Source organism: Sphingomonas sp. MMS24-J13, assembly GCF_044905095.1.
Classification (GTDB): domain Bacteria; phylum Pseudomonadota; class Alphaproteobacteria; order Sphingomonadales; family Sphingomonadaceae; genus Sphingomonas_I.
Genome location: NZ_CP173258.1, coordinates 4333422 through 4356851 on the forward strand (window position 1 = coordinate 4333422; position 23430 = coordinate 4356851).

Annotated in this window: 16 protein-coding genes, 1 tRNA gene and 1 pseudogene; 12 read left to right on the forward strand and 6 right to left on the reverse strand. The window is 66.3% G+C overall.

Annotated features, from left to right (window positions below):
* From AB4Z44_RS20070 to AB4Z44_RS20080, 3 genes are read left to right on the forward strand one after another with little or no spacing between them, the layout of a single operon-like run.
* Positions 1–1275, forward strand: coding sequence for a capsule biosynthesis protein (locus AB4Z44_RS20070; protein ID WP_404711419.1), 1275 nt, complete (start codon positions 1–3; stop codon positions 1273–1275).
* On the forward strand, positions 1272–2051 hold the full coding sequence (locus tag AB4Z44_RS20075; protein WP_404711420.1) for an SDR family NAD(P)-dependent oxidoreductase: 780 nt from the start codon (positions 1272–1274) through the stop codon (positions 2049–2051). The genes AB4Z44_RS20070 and AB4Z44_RS20075 overlap by 4 nt, the downstream gene beginning before the upstream one ends.
* 10 nt (positions 2052–2061) lie before the next feature.
* The gene (locus tag AB4Z44_RS20080) at positions 2062–3576 is read left to right on the forward strand and encodes an LTA synthase family protein (protein ID WP_404711421.1); all 1515 of its coding nucleotides are present in this window, start codon (positions 2062–2064) and stop codon (positions 3574–3576) included.
* Here the strand turns inward: AB4Z44_RS20080 and AB4Z44_RS20085 are convergent.
* The 3 genes and pseudogenes from AB4Z44_RS20085 to AB4Z44_RS20095 form a co-directional block, all read right to left on the reverse strand.
* Positions 3573–4763, reverse strand: coding sequence for a hypothetical protein (locus tag AB4Z44_RS20085; protein ID WP_404711422.1), 1191 nt, complete (start codon positions 4761–4763; stop codon positions 3573–3575). The two genes, AB4Z44_RS20080 and AB4Z44_RS20085, sit on opposite strands and share 4 nt — an antisense overlap.
* Positions 4760–5778 (reverse strand): annotated as a pseudogene (locus AB4Z44_RS20090) (phytanoyl-CoA dioxygenase family protein). Before AB4Z44_RS20090 ends, AB4Z44_RS20085 begins: the two are co-directional and overlap by 4 nt.
* A gap of 50 nt (positions 5779–5828) precedes the next feature.
* Positions 5829–5904 (reverse strand) — tRNA-Ala (locus AB4Z44_RS20095).
* Positions 5905–6097: 193 nt separating this feature from the next.
* Between AB4Z44_RS20095 and AB4Z44_RS20100 the strand changes: the two genes are divergently transcribed.
* Both AB4Z44_RS20100 and AB4Z44_RS20105 read left to right on the forward strand, forming a co-directional pair.
* Positions 6098–7042, forward strand: coding sequence for a DUF2171 domain-containing protein (locus tag AB4Z44_RS20100; RefSeq protein ID WP_404711423.1), 945 nt, complete (start codon positions 6098–6100; stop codon positions 7040–7042).
* Between the two features lie 268 nt (positions 7043–7310).
* Entirely contained in the window at positions 7311–7583 is a 273-nt protein-coding gene (locus AB4Z44_RS20105; protein ID WP_404711424.1) for a hypothetical protein, read from the forward strand.
* Positions 7584–7639: 56 nt separating this feature from the next.
* Here the strand turns inward: AB4Z44_RS20105 and AB4Z44_RS20110 are convergent, their stop codons facing one another.
* A complete protein-coding gene (locus tag AB4Z44_RS20110; RefSeq protein WP_404711425.1) occupies positions 7640–8122 on the reverse strand; it encodes a GFA family protein in 483 nt (160 codons plus the stop codon).
* Between the two features lie 13 nt (positions 8123–8135).
* Positions 8136–8738: a TetR/AcrR family transcriptional regulator gene (locus AB4Z44_RS20115; RefSeq protein ID WP_404711426.1), complete on the reverse strand. Its 603-nt coding sequence runs from the start codon at positions 8736–8738 to the stop codon at positions 8136–8138.
* Between the two features lie 187 nt (positions 8739–8925).
* Here AB4Z44_RS20115 and AB4Z44_RS20120 point away from each other — a divergent pair, with 187 nt between their 5' ends.
* Positions 8926–10029 carry a Rieske 2Fe-2S domain-containing protein gene (locus tag AB4Z44_RS20120; RefSeq protein ID WP_404711427.1) on the forward strand — a complete coding sequence of 368 codons (1104 nt, stop codon included), beginning with the start codon at positions 8926–8928 and terminating at the stop codon, positions 10027–10029.
* A 142-nt stretch (positions 10030–10171) separates the two neighbouring features.
* Positions 10172–11197 (forward strand): hypothetical protein, encoded by a 1026-nt coding sequence (locus tag AB4Z44_RS20125; RefSeq protein WP_404711428.1) that lies wholly within the window; start codon positions 10172–10174, stop codon positions 11195–11197.
* A 12-nt stretch (positions 11198–11209) separates the two neighbouring features.
* On the opposite strand, the gene AB4Z44_RS20130 is transcribed toward AB4Z44_RS20125, so the two are convergent.
* On the reverse strand, positions 11210–11560 hold the full coding sequence (locus AB4Z44_RS20130) for a hypothetical protein (protein WP_404711429.1): 351 nt from the start codon (positions 11558–11560) through the stop codon (positions 11210–11212).
* 139 nt (positions 11561–11699) lie between these two features.
* On the opposite strand from AB4Z44_RS20130, the gene uvrA reads away from it, so the two are divergent.
* The 5 genes from uvrA (at position 11700) to pbpC (ending at position 23422) form a co-directional block, all read left to right on the forward strand.
* Positions 11700–14651 (forward strand): excinuclease ABC subunit UvrA, encoded by a 2952-nt coding sequence (gene uvrA, locus AB4Z44_RS20135; protein ID WP_404711430.1) that lies wholly within the window; start codon positions 11700–11702, stop codon positions 14649–14651.
* 35 nt (positions 14652–14686) lie between these two features.
* Positions 14687–15196: a hypothetical protein gene (locus AB4Z44_RS20140; protein ID WP_404711431.1), complete on the forward strand. Its 510-nt coding sequence runs from the start codon at positions 14687–14689 to the stop codon at positions 15194–15196.
* Between the two features lie 378 nt (positions 15197–15574).
* A complete protein-coding gene (locus tag AB4Z44_RS20145) occupies positions 15575–16615 on the forward strand; it encodes a hypothetical protein (RefSeq protein WP_404711432.1) in 1041 nt (346 codons plus the stop codon).
* Positions 16616–17135: 520 nt separating this feature from the next.
* A complete protein-coding gene (locus AB4Z44_RS20150; RefSeq protein WP_404714298.1) occupies positions 17136–21296 on the forward strand; it encodes an alpha-2-macroglobulin family protein in 4161 nt (1386 codons plus the stop codon).
* Entirely contained in the window at positions 21296–23422 is a 2127-nt protein-coding gene (gene pbpC / locus AB4Z44_RS20155) for a penicillin-binding protein 1C (protein WP_404714299.1), read from the forward strand. Before AB4Z44_RS20150 ends, pbpC begins: the two co-directional genes overlap by 1 nt.
* The last annotated feature ends 8 nt before the right edge of the window (positions 23423–23430 follow it).

The following is a 23430-nucleotide window of genomic DNA, read 5'->3' on the forward strand; positions in this document are numbered from 1 at the left end:
GTGCCGCGAAGGGAATTTCTCTTTCTCCAGGGGCTGGCCGGCCCGTTCTTCTCGCGGCTGGGGCAGGCACTGGCCGAGCGCGGTCACGGTGTCCATCGCGTCAATTTCAATGGCGGCGACAAGATCTATTGGCGCGGGCCGAATGCGGTCGACTATCGTTGGGGGCTTGGCCGCTGGCCAAGCTTCCTGACCGCGCTGCTGCAGGAGCGCGGCATCACCGATCTCGTCCTGTTCGGTGATTGCCGGCCGCTGCATGAGGCAGCGATCGCGGTCGCGAAACGCCTGGGGCTGCAGGTCCATGTTTTCGAGGAAGGTTATATCCGCCCCGATTTCGTGACGCTGGAGGCGGGCGGCGTGAACGGCCATTCGCGCCTGTCGCGCGACCCCGAATATTACCTGGAGGCAGCGCGCGCGCTGCCTCCGATGCCGCAACTCGGTGGATTGCCGTCGTCGTTCGCGCGGCGCGCGTGGGAAGACGTGAGCTACAATCTCGCGTCGCTGGCGTTGGTGCCGCTCTTTCCCGGCTATCGCACGCATCGGCCATGGCATATCCTTCACGAATATTTCGGCTGGGTGCTGCGGCTGCTGCGAAAGAAAGCGGAAACCATCCGTTCGGCAGCAACGCTGGAGCGGTTGGAGGCAAGTGGGAAACCCTATTTCGTCTTCCCGCTCCAACTGACCGACGATTATCAGATTCGCGTTCATTCGCAGTTCGACGGCATCGAGCCGGCGATCGAACTGGTGATGGCCTCTTTTGCCCGGCATGCACCGGATGGGACGGTGCTGCTCGTGAAGGGGCACCCGCTCGATAACGGGCTGGTCGATTGGGAGAAACGCACGCTGGCGATTGCCGCACGGCTCGGAATAAGCGAGCGGGTGTTTTTCCTCGAAACCGCCGATATCGATATCATCGTCCGCTCGGCGCAGGGTGTCGTCACCGTCAACAGCACCACCGGGACATTGTCGCTGCGCCACGGCGTGCCGACGATCGTGCTGGGCGATGCGGTCTACGATATTCCGCGCATTACCCATCAGGGCGGGCTCGATTGCTTCTGGACCACGCCAACGCCGCCCGAGGCGCCGGTATTCGATGCGTTCCGGAGCGTTCTGGTCGATCGCTGTCTCGTCCATGGCGGCTATTTCAGCGAGTTTGGGCTGGCGATGCTGGTCGCCGGATCGATCACTCGGCTTGAGGCGGCGGAAGCGCCGCTCCCGGTGATGCGGCTGGTCGGGTCGACACGGCCACAGCTGGCTGCCATCGCCACGCAACGGTGACGGCGGTCCGCACAATCCTGATTACCGGCGCATCGAGCGGGCTCGGCGCCGGGCTTGCGCGCAATTATGCGGCGCCGGGCATCCGCCTGGTCTTGACCGGCCGCAATGAGGATCGGCTGGAAGCAGTGGTCCACGATTGCCGCGTAAAGGGGGCGGAGGTGGTCACGGGTCTTTTCGACGTCGGGGTTGCCGAGCCGTTGGGCTCGTGGCTGATCGCGCAGGACGATGCGGCGCCGTTCGATCTGCTGATCGCCGCCGCCGGCGTTTCGGCGGGTGCGGGCGTCGATGGCCAACCCGAAGGCACCGCTTTGGCGGCGATGCAGGTGCGAACCAATCTGCTCGGCACGATTCACACGATCGAGCCACTCCTGCCGCGCATGATCGCGCGCGGTCGGGGGCAGGTGGCGGTGGTATCGTCGATAGCGGGGTTGAAGGGCCTGCCCTACAGCGTTGGCTACAGCGCCAGCAAAGCCGGAATCCGCGCCTATGGCGAGGCGCTGCGCGGATTGCTTCAGCCGAAGAATATCGCGGTCAGCGTGATCGTGCCCGGCTTCTTCGATACGCCTATGACCGACCGCTGGAAGGGGCCGACTCCTTTCATGGTCGGGCTCGACAAGATGGTGGCGGTGATCCGGCGCGGGCTCGATCGGCGGCGCCCGCGGATCACCTTCCCGCACCTTCTGGCGCTGGGCAATCGCGCCGCCGATCTGCTGCCGGCGACGATCGGCGACAGGATCATGCGCGGCTTCCATTTCCATATCGAGCCGGGGCGCTAAGCAGCGGTCCATGATTCTGCTGGTTGTCGGACTCCTCATCGTGGTGGCGACGTGGCTTGGGCTGCGGTGGCAGGTCGGCGCGCCGTTGTTCGGCGTGCCCGGACGCAGCCGGCTGCTCGTCCTCGCGATCGATGCGTTCGCACCCTTGGTCGGCTTCGGGCTGTTCCTGCTGGTAACGCAGCGGCCGATCCTGTCGGCACTTGCCGTGCTCGCGCTCGGCATCGGCATGGGCGTCGCCGATCGGATCAAACGCATCGTGCTCGGCGAGCCGGTGGTGTTCGCCGACCGCGCCGAACTGATAGAGGTGGTGCGTCATCCCCGCCTCTATCTCGCTTTCGTCGGCATATGGCAGATGGCGGCCGGGACGGCCGCCTGCCTGGCGATCGTGGGCGGGCTGGTCTGGATCGAGCCGACCCTGTGGGATCCGGGCATATTCTTCTTATGGCCGCGCCTGATTCTGGCAGCCCTGACCGGGCGATTGCTATTTCGCGTCCCCTCGCGGCCGCCCTTGGTCGACTGGCTGGCACTGCGCTATGAGCGGCTCCGGCCCAGCCGGGATCCGATCGCCGACTGCAAGCAGTTCGGTGTGTTCGCGACCTGCATAATCTACGCGACGATCGCGCGCCACGAACGGCCCGAGCGGCAGCGCGCGGCACAGGCGCGCGGCTGGGCGCCGCTGCCCGATGTCGGCCCGATCGTGATCGTGCAGGGCGAATCGTTCGTCGATCCGCGCCAGCTCGATCCGTCCTTCGCCACGCTTGTGCCGGCGTTTGCTCAGTTGCAGCGCGAGGCCGTCTTGCAGGGCCACCTGACCGTGCCGTGCTGGGGCGCCAACACGATCCGGTCCGAACTGGCGATGCTGACCGGACTGGGCGATCGGGATATCGGGCTCGATCGATTTAACCCTTACGAATATTTCGCCCGCGTGCCGCTGCCCTCGCTCGCCAGCGCCGCGCGTGCGGCGGGCTATCGGACTATTTGCATCCACCCCTACCAGCCGGATTTCTACTATCGCGACAAAGTGATGCCGCTGCTCGGCTTCGATCAGTTCGTCGGCATCGAAGGCTTTGCCGGTGCTGCGCGCACCGGGCCTTATGTCGGCGATGTCGTGGTGGCCGAACGGATGGCCGGGTTGATCGCCGAATATGGGCCAAAAATCCTGATCTTCGCGATCACGATGCAAAATCACGGGCCTTGGGATGCCGCGCACGATTCGATCGATCCGGTCCCGCTGCCGCCTGCATGGGGCGATGTGCCGCAAAAGATCGCGATGGGGCGATGGCTGCGTCACCTCGAATCGACCGATGCGATGATCCCGATCCTGCGCCGGGCGATCGGCGGGAAAGGCTGGCTGATTTTCTACGGTGATCATCAGCCGAGTCTGGCCGGCCCGTTCCATGTCGCGGGCGCGACCGGCAAGCGCTCCGATTATGCAATCTGGCGCGCGGGTGGTGCCGCTGGCGATCGGGTCGATCTGGCGGCGGAGGGTATTGCGGCAGCCTTCATCAAGGCCGCCCGCGCTTAATCGGTGGTCGTGCCGAACAGGCGCGCCAGGCGTCCCTGAAACTGACGCAACCGAATCAGCAGGCTTGGCTTGGGGCGCCAGCCCTCGGCAAAGCGATCGAGCAGGATTTCGGGCGGGCAGGGCAGTTCGGTGACCGGGTCGATATAGCGCGGGTAGAGGATCAACGTGCCTGCGATCAGCTCGGCCAGCGTCAGCCTTCGGGTGCGGCGCGGCAATGGACCTGCCAGATCGCGGGTCAGTCCCCAGCCCGCATAGAACGGGTGGCCGTGAACCGTCACGTCGACGCCGCGGAGCAGCGCTTCGAATCCGGTGAGCGATGTCAGGACATGGACGCCGTCGATCCGCGCCAGCAGCGACGGTATCGCCTCATCGCGCACGATCGCGTCGGCATGTGCCAGCAGGGCTGCGTCGGGAACGCGGCCCTTGCGGTGGCCCGCATCCACATCGGGGTGCGGCTTGAACAGGATATGGGCGTCCGGCTCGGCGGCACGGGCGCGGGCGAGCAGATCGAGATTGCCGGCAACCCCCGCTCCGCCGAGCCGGACCGAGGCGTCGTCCTCGACCTGGCCGGCGACGAGGATCGTGCGCTTGGTGTTCGCGTCGCGCGGTTTCGCCGGCGCAGGGCTTGCGCCATATTTGCTGATGCCGCCGGTGACGATCCGTTCCCGCAGCCGCTCGGCGCGGTCGAGCAGGGTTGACGGAAAGCGCGTCGTTTCGAGGATGGTCTCTAGGGCGCTCGGCCTGGTCGGGTCATAGTAGATCCCCAGATCGTCGACCACGATCGATAGCGGTGGATGGAGCGCCGCCCCCAGCCCGATCGAGCGGATGAACCCGTCCTCGATCCGCACCAGCCGGTCACCGGCCGCTTCTGCCAATCCAGCCGGCATGCGCGACGGCCAGACGGCGATGCGTCCGTCATTCGCGGCTGCCGCTTCGGTCTCGTTCGCGAAGTGCAACGGCGTCGCGCGGTCCGACTGCAGGAATTGCGCGATTCGTGCACGCTTCCACCACGCCATGCCGCACGCGACGGTAATCGCGCGGTTCGCGTCGGTCAGGGATGACCACAAGGCATGAATCTGGCTGGCTTCATCGTGCGAAATGGGCTGGCCGGTGAACGGGTTATGCGGCCCGGGGCCGCTATCCTGCGGCGGGCAGGGGCGCGCACCGGGAAAACGGGCCGGGTTCATGTGTCGCCCGGCCGTTTGAGGCCGACATAATCCCAAGGCGGCAAGATCCAGCGCTTCAATCGGTCGTGCAGGCGCCACCATAAAGGCACACGCCGCTCGGCAAGGCCGGGCAACCCGGTCAGGTTCAGCCCAGTCCAGGGCAGGAACGGATTGCGCCGTCCATCGGCCCAGATTTCGACGCGCGTCGACGGATGCCGCGAAAGCCCACGCGCATGAAATCCGCTCGTATCGGCGACGACCAAGGTGTTGGCGGGGACCGCGAAGCGGATGGCGGGGGGCAGGCCGAGCGACGGCAGCTCTTCTTCGTTGATGCGCAGCGACCCGCGCGCGGAAAGCCGGTCGAGCCCGTCATGCACGTGGAGGCTGCGCTCGCGCTCCCAATCCAGTCTGGCCTGCGTCATGCGATGCGATCCCGCGACGTAGGTCAGCGGTCCTTCGTCATCCGCCACATCCGTCAGAAAGAGCCACGCTTTGACCGTCGGGTGGAATGTATCGGCGTGGAGCGACGTCTGGGGATCGGGCGGAGCGTCATAGCGATGCGATAGGATCGACTGGATATAGATTAGCGGCTCGGCATCGTAGCTCCAGGCGTAGCGAAGCAGGCCGCGCCAACGGACGTTGTCGAGCAGCGTCCGGACAGCCGGCAGTGCGGCGCGGGCTCGCGGGCCGAGCGAGTATCGGCGGGTAATCGTATCGCCTTGCGCCTGCTCACGCGCCGGAGCGGCATAGCTCAGTACCTGGTCGCGCAACTCGGCAAAGGCTTCGGGCGGGAGAAGTCGGAGACGCAGACGAAGCCGTCGCGATCGAAGGCAGCGGCATCTTCAGCGCTGACCAGATGGCGTAGCCGGCGGCGGCGCCAGCCGGCCATGCGATGGGCCAGACGGACGCGCGCCGCGTGCAGGCCCAACGCGTTGAGCCTGCGCGATCCGATCAGGGGATTGTCGCTAAACCCCTTCGCGCTGGTCGCCAGTTGCAGCACCCAAAGAGGAGCCAGGATGTAACGCGCGGGGTTCATATCGTCCCTATTTGCCGGGGTGGCGCGTCACGCAATCTGCGGCCGAAGGCTGGTGGAGCTGAGGGGAATCGAACCCCTGACCTCTGCAGTGCGATTGCAGCGCTCTCCCATCTGAGCTACAGCCCCGTCACCAGCGAGATGCGCGCTTAGCGGCGCTTGCGCGCCGATGCAACGACGCTTTCATCACAATCCCGACGATGATCTGCCCCTTCCGCGCGGTGCCGTGCCGGAACGTCGCCACCCGTTGAAGGGTTTTACCTCCAGACCGCGCACCGCCCCCGGACGCGCGGCACACCCGAGAGAGGCACAGGAGGTTTCAATGGGTTACGAGCGTAACGACCGTCGTTTCGGCGCTTCGAACGATCGTTCGGGTTATGGCGGATCGGGTGGCGGCTACGGCGCCGACCGACCCCGTTATGGCAGTTTCGACAACCGCGATTACCGACGCGACGATGATCGCGGGCGCGCTTACGGCGGCGATCACGGCCGCCGGGATTATGGTGCCGGGCGTGCGGACGATTATCGGGAGCGCGCGCGCTGGGACAATCGCGACGACAATGGCGATCGCGGCTTCTTCGATCGCGCGTCGGATGAGGTTCGCTCCTGGTTTGGCGACGACGACGCCGAACGCCGGCGTCAGCGCGACGAGCGTGAAAACGAGCGCGATTATCGCAGCCAGTACGGCTCCAATTCGGGGCGCGGCCATGGCGATTATTATGGCGACCCCGGCTATCGATCGGGTCCCGGCATGACCGGTCCCGAATTCGGCCCGATCTATGATGCCGGACGGCGCGATCGGGCGCAGGGCCAGCACGATCACGGCTATCGTTCTTGGCGCGATCGGCAGATGGATGCGTTCGACCGCGACTATGACGAATATCGCCGCGAGCATCAGAGCAAGTTCGACAGCGAGTTCGGCCAGTGGCGCCAGCAGCGCGCGGGCCAGCGCGAGCTGCTGAGCAAGGTCCAGGAGCATCAGGAGGTCGTCGGTTCGGACGGCACGCATATCGGCGAGGTCGATCATGTTCGCGGCGACCGCATCCTGCTGACCAAATCGGATCAGGCGGCGGGCGGCCATCATCATTCGATTCCCTCGGCCTGGCTCCAGTCGGTCGACGACAAGATCACGGTTTCGAAGACGGCCGAGCAGGCCAAGCAGCATTGGCGCGACGAGGAGCGCGGTGAGCGCGGCGCATTCGGCTGGCGCGACGATGACCAGCGTGGGCCAACCAATCTCAACCGGAGCTTTTCCGGCACCTATTGATCGCCCGTCGGGGTATCGAGGAAAGGGCCCGGCGGCGACGCCGGGCTCTTTCTTTTCATCTCACCGACCTGTGTTGCGATGCAGCGCAAAATCCGGCCTCTTCGGACCTGTAAGCCTTGCAATCGTTATATAACATTACATAATTGCACGATTTGCAACCGGAATGCCCAGCAATTCACTCTACATAAAATCGAGCACGCGCTAATTGCTGCAGCGCACAACAGAAACGTATCAGCGAGAGGGCAACCCAGCAAATTGGAGCTTGCTCATGAACCGCATTGCACTTTTCACCGTCGCCGCAGCAGCCATCGCCGCCCCGGCGTTCGCCGAGCCCGCCACCGAGCTCAACTTCGTTCGTGATGGCGTCGAATATCATGCCACCTCGGTCGAGCAGGGCGGCGTCCGCCTGATCAACGGCTATGAGGTCGGCAGCAACCGCAAGTTCAACCTCCGCGTCCAGGACGGCTACGTCACCGGCGATTATGACGGTGACAGCGTTGCCTATACGGCGCCGGTCAAGTCGCCGCGCGCGAAGAAGTAAGCGCGACACTTCGGTCGATGACGGAACGGCGGGGCGAAAGCTCCGCCGTTTTTATGTCAGGCCATGGCGGCCTTGTATCGCGCCTGCGCCTCGACGGGCCACGCCTCCTTCGGTCTATAATATTCCTCGAACGCCGCCGCGCCCTCCGGCAAGACCACCCAGGGCAGCTTCGATCGCGTGAAGATATGGACATCGGGCGGGCAGGCGCCGGGCGCGTCGAGCGTCCCGATTCGCACGAATGCGATGCGGCGTCGGGCCGAGCCATAATGGCTCCACAGCGCGACGTGGCATTGCGGGCAGCGCATGATCTCCTGCCCCTTGCCGCTTTCGGACGGGGTCATCACCGCCTGGGGCACGCCGGCGACGAGTTCGACCCGATCGCCCTCGATCATCGCGTTGAGGGCGAAGGCCGATCCGGTCTCGGTCTGACATGACGTGCAGTGGCAGCAATGGACGAACATGGGTGCCGTGGTGAGGCGGTAGCGAATTGCGCCGCAGGCGCAGCCGCCCTCGCAATCTGAAGACGTCGGATCGGTCATCGCCGGAGCTCCCTCATTCGGTCAGCGTCGGTGGGGGCAGGGGACGCGACACCACATCCGTCACACGATCGTCCGGGACGCCGAGCGCGCGCAAGATGAGTCGCGCGACCTTTTGCGGCTGATCCGCGTCGGCACCTTCGCGCAATTGGGTGATCATCGCCGCCAGCGCGGTGCCGAGAATCATGTCGCGCCCGACTCGGGCATCCTCGATCACGAACTCGCCGCGCGCAATTCCCTCCTCCACCGTCGCCAGCGCCGACGCGAAGGTCTCGGCGCCGAACAGCGGGCCGGTTGCGCTGATATGGACCATCGCCCAGCCCCATTGCGGGTTGCTGCGCGCGCGCTCCAGATAATAGCGCATCGCTGCATCGGTGCGTGCCGCCATGTCCTCCATCCGCGCCATCGTCGCCAGCACCGCGCTGTTGAAATCGTGGCTGAGATCGAACGACAGAGCGTCGAACACCTGATCGAGGCTGGTGAAATAATTGTAGAACGTGCCGCGTGAGATACCGGCCTCGGCGCAGATCTCCTCGATTCGCACCGCCAGCCCGCGCTCGTGTCCCATCAGGATGAAGGCGGCGTCGAGCACTCGTCGCCGCGTCCTCTCGCGGCGCATCGCGGTATCGCGCGTTCGCTTCGGTTCGGCCGGCCTTGGCAGCATCTCATCCGTCACCGCCCGTAAAGAGCCGATGGCCGCCGCTTCGACAAGCTTCGTGCTTATATTTGACGGATTGTGCAATTTAGTGGATATCGATGTCGACTGGATCGGCAAAGACCGACAAGCGAGGGAAGAGGATCGCTTCATGGGTAAGTTTCTCGAAAATGCCTGGTATGTCGGCGCCTGGGCGGACGAGGTCGGCGCCGCGCCGCTCGGCCGGACGTTGCTCGATCGGCCGGTGGTCTTCTACCGGCGCGCGGACGGCACCCCGGTCGCCATGGACGATCGCTGTCCGCATCGCTTCGTCAAACTGTCGGGTGGAGTCGTCAGGAATGACGAGATCATGTGCCCCTATCACGGGCTCACCTTCGACGCCGGCGGCCGCTGCACCCACGCCCGCGCCAACGAGGCCACCCGCGATCGCTTCGTGCTCAACACCTATCCTTTGGTCGAGCGCTATCAGGCGATCTTCATCTGGATGGGCGATCCCGCGCTCGCCGATCCGGCGCTGATCCCCGAATTCAAATTCTTCGGCGAGCCCGGCCGCATGATCGCCGGCAAGGGCACCACCTATCTCAAGGCCAACTATCTGCTCGAGATCGACAATCTGCTCGATCTGTCGCACCTCGATTTCGTCCATGCGAAGACGATCAGCAACGGCTGCGTCACCGAGGGGCAGTATGACGTCTACCAGCGCGGCACGACCGTCCATTCGGACTGGTTCATCCCGGCGACCAAGGCGCCAGTCCAGTTCGCCGATCTGATCAACCTGTCGCGCAACCCGGCGTGGGACGGGACCAAGGCCGAGATGATCGTCGATCACTGGCTCGACATGCGCTGGGATGCGCCCGGCACGCTCTATCTCGATGTCGGCGTGGCGCCGGCCGGCACCAAGCGTGCCCAGCCGATCGACATGGCGCAGGCGCATTTCGTCACGCCCGAGACCGAGTCCACGACGCATTATTTCTGGATCTACAGCATGACCGATGTCGGCCAGGGCCAGGACATGCTCGATTTCTTCCTGAAGGTCGTCCACATCGCGTTCGACGAAGAAGACCGGCCGATGCTCGAAGCCCAGCAACTGGCCATGAAAAGCAACGATTTCTGGGCCGAACAGCCGATGATCCTGGCGGAGGATGCCGGCGCGATCCGTGCGCGGCGGGTGTTGGACAAGCTGATTCGCGAAGAACAGCGCGCTAGGCCCAACGGTGAAGCGCCGGTGATGGAGGAACTCGTCGAAGCCGGTTAAGTCGGCCTGCGCCGCCCGCCAAGTCCATCCGAAATCGAACGATCTGTTCGCGTGATCGTTCGTCCTGCATCGTCTGGGTTATTGCAGAATCCGCCGGATCGTGTCTCAATGCCGCCGACGCATGCCGATCGGGGGATAGGCGATGAGCGACGCATCGGACGGGGAGGATTTCAGGCAGCCGCTTCCGGAGCCCGAACCGGAGCCGTGGTGGCGGCTGACGTCCCGATTGAGATGGATCTTCGGGCTGGACCGGTCCCAGCTTGAGGGGCAGGCCTTTGCCGGGGTGATCTATGCCGCCGCCGCGGGCAGGAGCCGGCGCCTTCCGGCACTGCAGGCGGTGGCCGAGTCTCTCCAGGCGCTGCGCAGTCGTCCCGACCTGACCGCGGCGATGGCGTGCGAGCGCCTTTATTACGATGCCCTGCCGCCCGCGGACCTGCGTGCTGAGCTATGGGCGTTGCGCGATCGTCTCGTGCGCGTCGGCACCGCCGATGCGCTGGCCGCATTCAAGGCGAGCCGGATCGAGAACGTGGCGAAGGCTACCGACCTAGAGGTGCGCGCCGAGGTCGATTCGATCCTGAGCTACACGCATAAGAGCTATCAGCTCGCCACCGTTCGCGAGGTTGCGGCCCGGGGTCTCAAATTCTGGCTGACGCTGCTCACGCTCGTGACCTTCATATGCTTCATGGTGCTCCTCTGGTACGAGGCGCCAAGCCTGGGGGTGGCGCATCCGGGGTCGCTCTTCCTGGGGTTCGGCGCGATCATGGTGACGGGGGTGCTGGGGGCGATGATGAGCATCGGCCGCCGGCTTCAAGGCGCGATCAGCAGCAAAGTCATGCAGGACGATCCCTTGTTCGAGATTGCGGCGCTCGAGCTGGGCCAGGTCAGCATTCTGCTGTCCTGCCTGATCGGGGCGATCTTCGCGCTGCTCGTCTACCTCATCTTCTTCGGCGCGATCGGCAAGGCATTGGGGCTGGACGGGGGAATCGTGCTGCCCAAATTCACCTTCGACTCGCTCGGGCGCGAACAGAGCATGGCCCGCGCGCTCTGCCTGGAAAGCGATCGGGAACTCGCGAAGATGCTGGTCATCGCCTTCGTGGCGGGCTTTGCCGAGCGGCTGGTCCCAGATGCGATCGATCGCATCCTCAGCCAGAGCAACGACAAGAAATAGCCGGTAGGCGGATTAGCCGCGCGGCTTGCCGGCAATGAGCCTGCCGAGCACGTCCTGGGCCAGCGTGCCCAGCGCCACGCCGATATCGTGGGGGTCTGCCGGGCCTTTCACCGGTTCCGCCCGCTTTGCGTCGTTCGCCGGCACCGCCTCGGGTGCTCCCGCCCTGGCCGCCGCCCGTTTCTCCCGTTCCTTCCTCGCCGCCGCTGTCGCGGCAGCCGCCGCCATGCTCAGCCCCGCCGCGATCAGCTCGCGCCCGACCGGGCTGTTCGCGGTTTCCAGCAGCCTGCCGCCAGCCTTGCGCAACTCCTTGGTGAGCTTCACCCCGCCGATCCGCTTCGGCAATTTCATCGTCTTCTTCGCCATCTCGATACCCTCACGTGTATCATTAAGATAATACACATCCGCCCGGATGCAACCGGGTGGTGGCACAAGCGGTTTCGGCTTCCTATTTGAAGGTCAGGCTACCCTTGCCCTCCGAACAAATCTGGAACAAACTGGCGTTATGAGTCTCACCCATATCCGCGTCCGTGGCGCGCGCGAGCACAATCTCAAGGGCGTGGATGTCGATATTCCGCGTGAGACCTTGACGGTGATCACCGGCCTGTCCGGATCGGGCAAATCCAGCCTCGCCTTCGACACGATCTATGCCGAGGGGCAGCGCCGTTACGTCGAATCCTTGTCGGCTTACGCGCGCCAGTTCCTCGAGCTGATGCAGAAGCCCGATGTCGAGCATATCGAGGGGCTCTCGCCCGCCATCTCGATCGAGCAGAAGACGACCAGCCGCAATCCGCGCTCGACCGTCGCGACCGTCACCGAAATCTACGATTATATGCGCCTGCTGTGGGCGCGGGTCGGCATTCCTTATTCGCCCGTCACGGGCCTGCCGATCAGCGCGCAGACGGTCAGCCAGATGGTCGATCGCGTGATGCAATTGCCCGAGGGTACGCGCTTCTATCTGCTCGCGCCCGCGGTGCGCGGCCGCAAGGGCGAGTATAAGAAGGAGCTCGCCGAGTGGCAGAAGGGCGGCTTCACCCGCGTCCGCATCGATGGCGAGATGGTGGAGATCGAGGACGCCCCCGCGCTCGACAAGAAATTCAAGCATGACATCGAGGTCGTGGTCGATCGCCTCGCCATCCGCGAAGGGATCGAGACCCGCCTCGCGCAGAGCTTCGAAACCGCGCTCAAGCTGGCCGAGGGCATGGCCTATGTCGATCTCGCCGAGGGCGTCGTGCCCGGGCGCGAGAACGAGGCGGGCAGCGGCACCAGCAAGAAGGGCGCGGCCAAGGGATCGGCCGCGGCCGGGGTCGGCGGCGTGCCGCTCAACCGGATCGTCTTTTCGGAGAAGTTCGCCTGCCCGGTGTCGGGCTTCACCATTCCCGAGATCGAGCCCCGGCTCTTCTCGTTCAACGCGCCGCAGGGCGCATGCCCGGCCTGTGATGGGCTCGGCGAGAAGCTCTATTTCGATCCGCAGATGGTCGTGCCCAACGAAAATCTGTCGATCGCCAAGGGCGCGGTCGTGCCGTGGGCCAAGTCCAATCCGCCAAGCCCTTATTACATGCAGGTGCTCGCCAGCCTCGCCAAGGCCAACGGCTTCAAGCTGGAGACGCCGTGGAACGAGCTTTCGGCGGCGGATCAGGAGGCCGTCCTCCATGGCACGAAGGGCAAGGCGATCCCGCTGACCTTCGTCGACGGGCGCAAGAGCTACACCGTCACCAAGCCGTTCGAAGGCGTGATCGGCAATCTCGAACGCCGCATGGCATCGACCGAGAGCGCGTGGATGCGCGAGGAATTGTCGAAATATCAGGGCACGCGGCCCTGCGAGGTGTGCAACGGCGCGCGCCTCAAGCCCGAGGCGCTGGCGGTGAAGATCGGTGGCGAGGATATCTCGATGTCGACCCGCCGTGCGGTCGGGCCTGCATTGGCTTTCTTCCGCGCGATGCCCGAGCATCTCAACCCCCAGCAAACGCAGATCGCGACCCCGATCCTCAAGGAGATCGTCGAGCGGCTCGGTTTCCTCGACAATGTCGGGCTCGACTATCTCAATCTCGATCGCACCTCGGGCACGCTTTCCGGCGGCGAGAGCCAGCGTATCCGGCTGGCATCGCAGATCGGCAGCGGGCTGTCGGGCGTGCTCTATGTGCTGGACGAGCCCTCGATCGGGCTCCACCAGCGCGACAACGACCGGCTGATCGTCACGCTCAAGCGGCTGCGCGATCTCGGCAACACCGTGCTCGTGGTCGAGCATGACGAGGATGCGATCCGCACCGCCGATTATGTGATCGATATGGGTCCGGGCGCGGGCGTCCATGGCGGTAACGTCATCGCCGCCGGCACGCTCGACGAGGTGCTGGCGAACGAGGACAGCCTCACCGCCGATTACCTCACCGGCCGCCGTTCGGTCCCGCTGCCGGCCAAGCGCCGCAAGGGCAATGGCAAGAAGCTCACCGTGCGTGGTGCGCGCGCCAACAACCTCAAGGACGTGACCGCCAGCATCCCGCTCGGCACCTTCACCTGCATCACCGGCGTGTCGGGGTCGGGCAAGTCGACCTTCACGATCGACACCTTGTTCGCCTCGGCCAGTCGCCAGCTCAATGGTGCCCGCATCATCGCCGGCCATCACGAGACGATCGAGGGGCTCCAGCATCTCGACAAGGTGATCGACATCGATCAGTCGCCGATCGGCCGCACCCCGCGTTCGAACCCGGCCACCTATACGGGCGCCTTCACCCAGATCCGCGATTGGTTCGCCGGCCTGCCCGAGGCGCAGGCGCGCGGCTACAAGCCTGGGCGCTTCAGCTTCAACGTCAAGGGCGGCCGCTGCGAGGCATGCCAGGGCGACGGCGTGCTCAAGATCGAGATGCACTTCCTGCCCGATGTCTATGTGACGTGCGATGTCTGCCACGGTGCGCGCTACAATCGCGAGACGCTGGAGGTGAAGTTCCGCGATAAATCGATCGCCGAGGTGCTCGACATGACGGTCGAGGATGCGGTCGAATTCTTCAAGGCAGTGCCGAGCATTCGGGATAAGATGGCGATGCTGGCCGAGGTTGGCCTCGGCTACGTCAAGGTCGGCCAGCAGGCGACGACCTTGTCGGGCGGCGAGGCGCAGCGGGTGAAGCTCGCCAAGGAACTGTCCCGCCGCGCCACCGGCAACACGCTCTACATCCTCGACGAGCCTACGACCGGCCTCCATTTCGAAGATGTGCGCAAATTGCTCGAGGTGCTCCATGCTCTGGTCGAGCAGGGCAACACCGTGGTGGTGATCGAGCATAATCTGGAGGTCATCAAGACCGCCGACTGGATCATCGACCTCGGCCCCGAAGGCGGCGACAAAGGCGGCGAGATCGTCGCCACCGGCACGCCCGAGCAGGTGGTGAAGGAGAAAAGGTCCTATACGGGCGCGTATCTCAAGCCGCTGCTGGTGACGAAGCGCGAGGCCGTGGCGGCGGAGTGAGCCCGTACCGCCCCGAATTCGAGGCGGGGCTTACTTTGCTTGCGCGCGTCGGTGAAAGGATGCGCCGGGCGGGGTGCCCTCTGCCGGTGCTGGTCGGAGGCGGAGCGGTCGAGGTGTATACGAATAGTGCCATCACCACCGGCGATTTCGACGTGTCGACTCCGCGGCAGGATTTGTTTGATGAGTCGTTGCAAGCCGAGGGCTTTATACGGCCGTCCGGCCCCGGCATGGCAACTCGGGGGTGGATCCATCCCGATCTCAAGCTCGGCTTCGAGGTCGTTTCCGATAGCTTATTGGATGGCAACGCCGATCGATCCCGTGTTCGGCTGATCAGTATCGGCGATGCTGGCGAGGTTGCCGTGCTCTCGGTCGAGGACATGATCGCGGATCGTATGGGCCAATATGGATCGGGCACCGCCCGCGATATGCTGGGGCAAGCTCGAGCCTTGTTCCGCCTGTATCCCGACGCCGATCGCGACTATATGGAACGGCGCATCCGCGAAGAGACGGCAGGCGATTATGGCATCGACGCGCTCGAAGACTGAGCCAAAGGCGATATCGCTCGAAGAGTTCGGGCGCGATGTCGAGTGCCGTCGCGAGATGGCCGGAGTGGTCGATATTCCCCGCAACACCGGCGATCGCCGCACCCCAAGCAAGCGCGCTTTGCTCAAGGCGATCGAAGAGGCTGGCGGCAAGTGGTGACGGCTTGAAAATCGCCGGAAACACGACACCGGTCTCAAGCTAAAGCCGCCGCGGCGTGCTGAAATAAAGTTGAACCTTCGTGGGGATGACGGCCACCTCGAAGTCGCCGCGCTCCAACGCTTCGCCGCATTTAACTCATTCCATCGATGAAAGTGCACGCCTCGCCGCTCGACGGGCGTGTGGCGGCAGTGTAAAACCGCGTCGTTCGGGAGAGTGAGCTTATGCGTAGTGTATTGGCCTGGTTCGTCGCTGCGCTGGCCTTTGCTCTCCCGTTGAACGCGTTCGGTGATTCGCCAACTTCGGTTGCCAACGTCTCCATCGGACATGACGGCAGCGGGATCACGCGCCTCACGATGCGCTTTTCCGCCGCGATGGTGCCTTTGGGGCAGGGTGATGCGCCGCTGACCATGGCCTGCCCCGTCGAGGGCGCCGGGCGCTGGATCGATCCGCAAATCTATGTGTGGGAGTTTGCCAAACCGCTGCCGGCGGGGCTGGCCTGCCTCGCCACGCTGAAGGATGGGCTCAAGGACGACAAGGGCGCCGAGGTTACCGGCACGCGACGCTTCCCGGTCAATAGCGGCGGGCCGGCCGTGCTGGCGATGTTGCCATCGGTCAACAACACGATCGAGGAGAAACAGACCTTCTTCGTCGCCGCAAACGGCGCGGTCGATCGCGCCTCGATCGCGTCGGGCGCCTATTGTGCGGTCGATGGCATCGGCGAGCGGATCGCGGTCGATGTGCTGCCGCCGACCACCGCCGCCGATATCCTGCCGAAGATGGCATCGCGCTGGCCGACGCGCAATTTCCTGGAGAGCGCCGGGCTGCCGCAGCCGCTGCCGGCTTCGGCGAAGGATCGCGCCACCGCGCTCGCCAACGTCGTGGCGCTGCAATGCCGCCGGCCGCTGCCGCCGGGGCGCGACATGGCGCTCGTCTGGGGGCGATCGATCCGCAGCCCGAGCGGACAGATTGTCGGCGAGGATCATCGCTTCGATTTCAGCGTGCGCAAGGAATTCAGCGCGCGGCTGACCTGCTCGCGCGCCAACGCCAATGCCGGCTGCGATCCGATCGAGGCGATCACGGTTCGAGTTCACCGCACCGGTCCTGCGCACCGATGCGATGCAGATCCGCCTGCAAACCGGCGCCACCGCCATCGCCCCCAAGCCCGAAGCCGGCTCGAGCCCGACGACCGAATCGATCAGCTTTGCGGCACCCTTTCCACCCTCGATCACCGCCAAACTCGTGATGCCGGCCGGGCTCCATGACGAGAGCGGGCGCGTGCTGGCCAATGCCCGCCGCTTCCCGCTCGATGTCGAGATCGCCGACTCGCCGCCGCTGGTGAAGTTCGCCGCCCCCTTCGGCGTGATCGAGGCACGCGAGGGCGGGGTGCTGCCGGTGACGGTGCGCAATGTCGAGCCACGGTTGGGCGGCGTGGTCGGCGCGATCGCCGGGGCACGCGCGCGGATCGCGGGTGACGATGCCACGATCGCCCGCTGGATGCAGAAGGTCGCCAAGGCGCAGGCCAATGATTTCCGCGAGGAGAAGAAGGGCAAGGACAGCGTCACGGTCAACCACACCGGTGATCGGCCGGTGCTGGGCAAAGGCGTCACGACCAATGCGATCCGCATCACCCCGTCGGGCGGCGGGCACAAGATGGAGGTGGTCGGCATCCCGCTCGAACAGCCGGGCTTCTATGTGGTCGAGCTGGCGAGCCCCCGCCTCGGCCGCGTTCTGCTCGGGCGGCCGGCGACGCGCTATGTCGCGGCGAGCGCGCTCGTCACCAATATGGCGGTCCATTTCAAATGGGGGCGCGGCGCATCGCTTGCCTGGGTGACCTCGCTTGCCGACGGCAAGCCGGTCGGCAGCGCGGTCGTCACCGTCACCGATAGCTGCTCCGGCAAGCGCCTCGCGGTCGGGACGACGGATGGCAGCGGGCGCCTGATGATCCGCAACCTGCCCGATCCGTCGTCCGCCAGCGGCTGCGAGTCCGAAGGCGAGGAGAGCAGCGAGAGTCCGCCGCTGATGATCTCGGCGCGCAAGGACGGCGATATGTCGTTCGTGCTGACCAGCTGGGGCGATGGCATCCGCCCGTGGGATTTCGAACTCTCCTACGGCTATCAGGCACCCGAGCCGATCCTCCACACCATCTTCGACCGCACGTTGCTCCGCGCCGGCGAGACGGTGCACATGACCCACGTCTATCGCGCGCCGACCCTCACCGGCTTCCGATCGGGCGGCGCGCTCGCCGGTACCCTGCAGATGAAGCATCGCGGATCGGACATGGAGTTCGATCTGCCGCTCCGGATCGGCCGCGACGGCATGGGTGAATCGACCTGGACGCCGCCCAAGGGTGCCCCCACCGGTGATTATGACCTGAACTTCAAGGTGGGCGAGGAAACCACATCGACCGGCCAGTCGATCCGCGTCGACGAATATCGCCTGCCGACGATGCGGGCGAGCGTCAGCGGCCCGCGCGCGCCCGCGATCCGCCCGAAGCAACTGCCGATCGATCTCTATGTCGGTTATCTCTCCGGCGGCGGATCGGCGCATGCGCCGGTGCGGGTACGTGCCGCCTTCGCGCCTTTGACCGACACGCCCAACGGCTGGGACGGCTGGACCTTCGGCGGCAAAGCCGTGCGCGAAGGCACGGTTGCGCTCGACGAGGACCAGAACGACCTCTCCGCCGCGACCCCGCCGGGCGCGATCACCATGCCGCTCACGCTCGACGCGCATGGTGCGCTGCGCACCGCGATCGCGATGCCGGCGCTGGGCGACGCGACCCGCATGACGGTCGAGATGGATTATGACGATGCCAATGGCGAGACGCTGACCGCATCGGCGTTCATCCCGGTCTATACCTCGGCGATCCGGCTCGGCATCAAGCCCGACGGCTGGATGCAGCGCGCGGGCGACATGCGGCTCAAGCTCGCCGCGCTGACCCCCGACGGCAAGGTGGTGCGCGGCCAGCGCGTTTCGGTCGCGCTCTACACGCGCGAGATCGTGTCGGCGCGGCGGCGGCTGATTGGCGGCTTCTACGCCTTCGACAACAGCGCGCGCACGACCCGGATCAAGGCCGATTGCAGCGCCACCACCGATGCGCATGGCCTCGCCAGTTGCGAACTCGATCCGGGCGTCTCGGGCGAGGTGATCGCGGTCGCGACGACCAAAGACGATCAGGGCAATCAGGCGCGCGCGGTCAGCTCGGTCTGGCTCGCGGGCGACAATGACTGGTGGTTCGGCGGCGACAATGGCGACCGGATGGACGTCGTCCCCGACGCCAAGGCCTATCATGCCGGCGATGTCGCGCATGTGCAGGTGCGCATGCCGTTCCGCGAGGCGACGGCGCTCGTCACGGTCGAACGCGAGGGGGTGCTCTCCTCGTTCGTGACGACGATCTCGGGCAAGGATCCGGTCGTCGATGTGCCGCTGCCGGGGGCTTACGCACCCGACGTCTTCATTTCGGTGATGGCGGTGCGCGGGCGGATCGCCGGCTGGCGGCTGTGGCTCGCCGATCTGGCGCGGCGCTGGCATCTGCCCTTCTTCAGCCAGGAGGGCGCCTATCCGACCGCCTTGGTCGATCTCGCCAAGCCATCCTACCGCATCGGCATGGCCAAGGTCGCGGTCGGGTGGGAGACGCATCAGCTTGCGGTGACGGTGCAGGCCGATCATGCGCGCTACCGGGTACGCGATCAGGCGCATGTCGCGGTGCGGGTGCTCGGGCCCGACGGCAAGCCGCCGCAATCGGCCGAGATCGCCTTTGCCGCGGTCGACGAGGCTTTGCTCCAGCTCTCGCCCAATCCGAGCTGGGACGTGCTGGCGGCGATGATGGGCGAACGGCCTTTGTCGGTGCTGACCTCGACCGCGCAGATGCAGGTGGTCGGCAAGCGCCACTATGGCCTGAAGGCAGTGGCGAGCGGGGGAGGCGGCGGCGGCGACCTGTCGGCGCTGACCCGGTCCGATTTCCGGCCGGTCCTGTTGTGGCGCGGGCGGGTGAAGCTCGATGCGCAGGGGCGCGCCAATCTGGGCTTCGCGCTGGCGGATTCGCTCTCCTCCTACAAGCTCGTCGCGGTGGCGACGGCGGGGGGCGATCTGTTCGGAACGGGCAGCACGAACATCCGCACCGTGCAGGATCTGACCGTCTATTCCGGGCTGCCGCCCTTGGTACGGTCGGGCGATCGCTACGGCGCGACCTTCACCCTGCGCAACGGCAGCGAGCGGCCGCTGCGTGTGACCGCGACGGTCGATCTCAAGCCGGCGATCGCGCGCGGCGGGCCGCTGACGGTGACGATCCCGGCGGGCGGCGCGGTGCCGGTGACCTGGTATCTGACCGCGCCGGCGCATATCGATACGCTCCACTGGACGGTGACCGCACGATCGGCCGACGGGCGCGCGAACGATCGGGTCACGGTCGATGAGCGGGTAATCCCCGCCGTGCCTGAACAGGTGTGGGCGGCGTCGCTGATCCGGGTCGGGCCGGGCACGACCATTCCGGTCGGTGCGCCCGCTGGCGCGTTGCCGGGGCGTGGCGGGATCGATGTCGCGCTTATGAACTCGCCGGTGCCGCCCTTGACCGGGGTGCGGGCCTATATGCTCGCTTATCCTTACGGCTGCTTCGAGCAGCGGCTGTCGAAGGCGATTGCGCTCGACGATCGCGCTGCGTGGGCGAAGCAGATGGCGGATCTGCCGACCTATGTTGCCCGCAACGGCCTGCTCCATTATTGGCCCGATCCGAACGAGACCGGATCGATCGCGCTGACCGCTTATGCGCTGTCGATCACCGCCGATGCCGGGCTCGCCTGGCCCGATGCGGCGAAAGCCGGGCTGATCGAGGCGCTGCGCCGCGTCGTTGACGGGCGCCTGGCCGAAGAGGGCACCAGCCGGGGCGATACGCGCCTGCTGCGCCTGTCGGCGCTGGCCGCGCTCGCGCGTAACGGCGCCGCGACCCCGGGGATGATCGACCAGCTCGCCATGCCCCTCGGCGACATGCCGACCGCGACATTGGCGGATTGGCTGGTGACGCTCGATCATGTCCAGGGCGTCGATCCGCGCCGTATCCAGGCCGCCGAGGCGGCCTTGCGCAGCCGCATCGTCTATGAGGGCACCAGGCTGGATCTCACCGATCGCGCCGCCGCGCCCTGGTGGATGATGACGAGCGGCGACGAGATGGCGGTGAAGGCGCTGATCGCCGTCACCGGCCGGCCTGGCTGGGATGTCGAGGCGCCGCGCATGATGATCGGTGTGTCGCTGCGCCAGCGGCAGGGCCATTGGGACACGACTCTCGCCAATGCCTGGGGCACGATCGCCGCGCGGAAGTTCGGGCAGGCTTACCCGCCGGCGGCGGCAGGCGGGGTCACCACCGCCAGCCTGAACGGACGCAGCGTGACCAGCACGGCGCTCAAGCCGCCGATGCTGAGCCTGCCCTTGCCAGCCGCGCCGGGGTCGTTGCTGCTCAACCATGCCGGTGGTGCCGGGCCATGGGCGACGGTGTCGGTGCGGGCCGCCGTGCCGCTGACCGCGCCTGCCTTTGCCGGCTATCGAGTCAGCCGAACGGTGACGATGATCCAGCGCCAACGACCCGATCGGATCAGCCGGGGCGACGTCGCCAAGATCACGATCACGGTCGATGCGCCGGTCGATCGTACGTGGGTGGTGGTCGAGGATCCGATCCCGGCCGGATCGTCGATCCTGGGCGCGGGCGGCGGCCAATCGGCCTTGCTGGCGGCGCAGGCCAATGGCGGCACCGCCTCGCCATCCTATGTCGAGCAAGGGCTCGATGCGTGGCGCGGCTATTTCGGGTGGCTGCCCAAGGGGCGGAGCGTGGTCGAATATACGGTGCGGCTCAACGCGGTCGGGAGCTTCCAGCTGCCGCCGACCCGGGTCGAGGCGATGTATTCGCCCGAGATCCACGCCGCTTTGCCCAACGCGCCCGTGACGATCGTGCCGTGATCCGAAAGGTCCAGGAGTGGCTCCGCCGCCGGCCGAGCCTGTGGCTGGTGCCGCCCTTGCTGATCGTCATTGCGCTGGCGCTGTGGACCGCCCCGCCGCCGATGCCGTCCTACGCCGCGACGCGCGGCGACTGGCGATCCAGCGAGGCGTGGCTGCGCGATCGCGACGGGCGGCTGCTCGATACCGTGCGAATCGATTATTCGCTCCGCCGGCTCGATTGGGTGCCGCTCGATCGCATCGCGCCTACGCTGCGGGATGCGGTGATTGCGGGCGAGGACAAGCGCTTCGCGACCCATGGGGGCGTCGACTGGATCGGGCTGGGCGGATCGGGCTGGGCGGCCTTGCGTGGCCGTCACGCGCGTGGTGCCAGCACGATCACGATGCAGTTGGCGGGCTTCCTTGCGCCCGAATTCGGTTCGCCCGGTGCGCGCGGGCTGCGCGGCAAATTGCGGCAGATGCGGGCGGCCCGTGCGATCGAGGCGTCGTGGTCGAAGGATCAGATCCTCGAAGCCTATCTCAACCTCGCCTCGTTCCGCGGCGAGGCGCAGGGGATCGGCGCGGCCAGCCAATCCCTGTTCGGCAAGCCGCCTGCCATGCTCGATCGCGATCAGGCCTTGCTGCTGGCGGCTTTGCTGCCCTCGCCGCAGGCCGATGCGGGCGCGATCGCGCGGCGCGCCTGCCGCATCGGCCATCGCGCCGATTGCGCCTTGATGCTCGCGGAAGCCGAGGGGATGACCGGCACCGCGCAACGCGACGCGTCCGATCCCGGCCTCGCCCCGCATCTGGCGCAGCGGCTGCTGAGCGAGCCCGGCCAGACGGTCACCACCACCCTCGACGCCCGTATCCAGACGATCGCGGCGACCGCCTTGCGCCAGCAACTGGCGGGGCTCGGAGGCGAACGCGCGCGCGACGGTGCGGTGGTGGTGGTCGATAATGCGACCGGCGACGTGCTGGCCTATGTCGGCGGGATCGGCGGCGCCTCGACCGCATCGCATGTCGATAATGTCGCCGCGCCGCGCCAGGCGGGATCTACGCTCAAGCCCTTCCTCTACGGCCATGCGATCGAGCGCGGTTTCCTCACCGCTGCCTCGATCCTCGACGATAGTCCGGTCGAGCTCGACACCGCTTCGGGCCTCTATGTGCCCAAGGATTACGACCATGATTACAAGGGGCCGGTGAGCGTCCGCACCGCGCTCGCCAGCTCGCTCAACGTGCCGGCGGTGCGCGCGCTGTTGGTGGATGGCGTCGACGATTTCCGCGATCGGCTGTGGGACATGGGCTATCGGGGGCTGGTCGAGGACGGGGCTTATTATGGCTTCAGCCTTGCGCTCGGATCGGCCGAGGTAACTTTGCTCCAGCAGGCCGCCGCCTATCGCGCGCTCGCCGATGGCGGGCGCTACCGGCCGCTGCGGCTGCGGCAGGACGATCCGCACGAGCCCGCCAAAGCGGTGATGACGCCCGCGGCGGCATGGATCGTTGACGACATCCTGGCCGATGCCGATGCGCGCACGGTGACGTTCGGGCTCGATTCGGCGTTGCGCCTGCCGTTCTGGGCGGCGGCGAAGACCGGCACCTCGAAGGCGATGCGCGACAATTGGTGCGTCGGCTTCTCCGATCGCTTCACTGTCGCGGTGTGGATCGGCAATGCGGAGGGCGACAGCATGACGCGCGTCTCGGGCACGAGCGGCGCGGCGCCCGTTTGGCGCGACGTGATGCTGGCGTTGCACCGGGACCATCCGGGCCAAGCGCCGAAGAAACCCGCCGACGTCGCGCAACACCCAATCCGTTTCGCCGGGACCAACGAAGCGCCGCGCGCCGAATATTTCCTCGCCGGCACGGGGCAAACCCTGCTCGCTCAAGCCCCTGCGGCGGGCCGCCGTCCGCATATCGTGAGTCCGGTCTCGGGCAGCGTCTATGCGCTCGATCCGGATATTCCGACCGATCGCCAGCGTATCCGGCTGGCCGCGACCGGGATCGTCGGGGGCGAGCGCTGGCGGCTCGACGCACGCGATTTCGGCGCGACCGCCGCCAATGCCGCGATCCTGCCTCCGCCGGGCGCCCACCGCCTTGCGTTGATCGATGGCGGTGGGCGTCAGGTGGACGAGATATTGTTCACGGTGCGCTGATCGGGCGC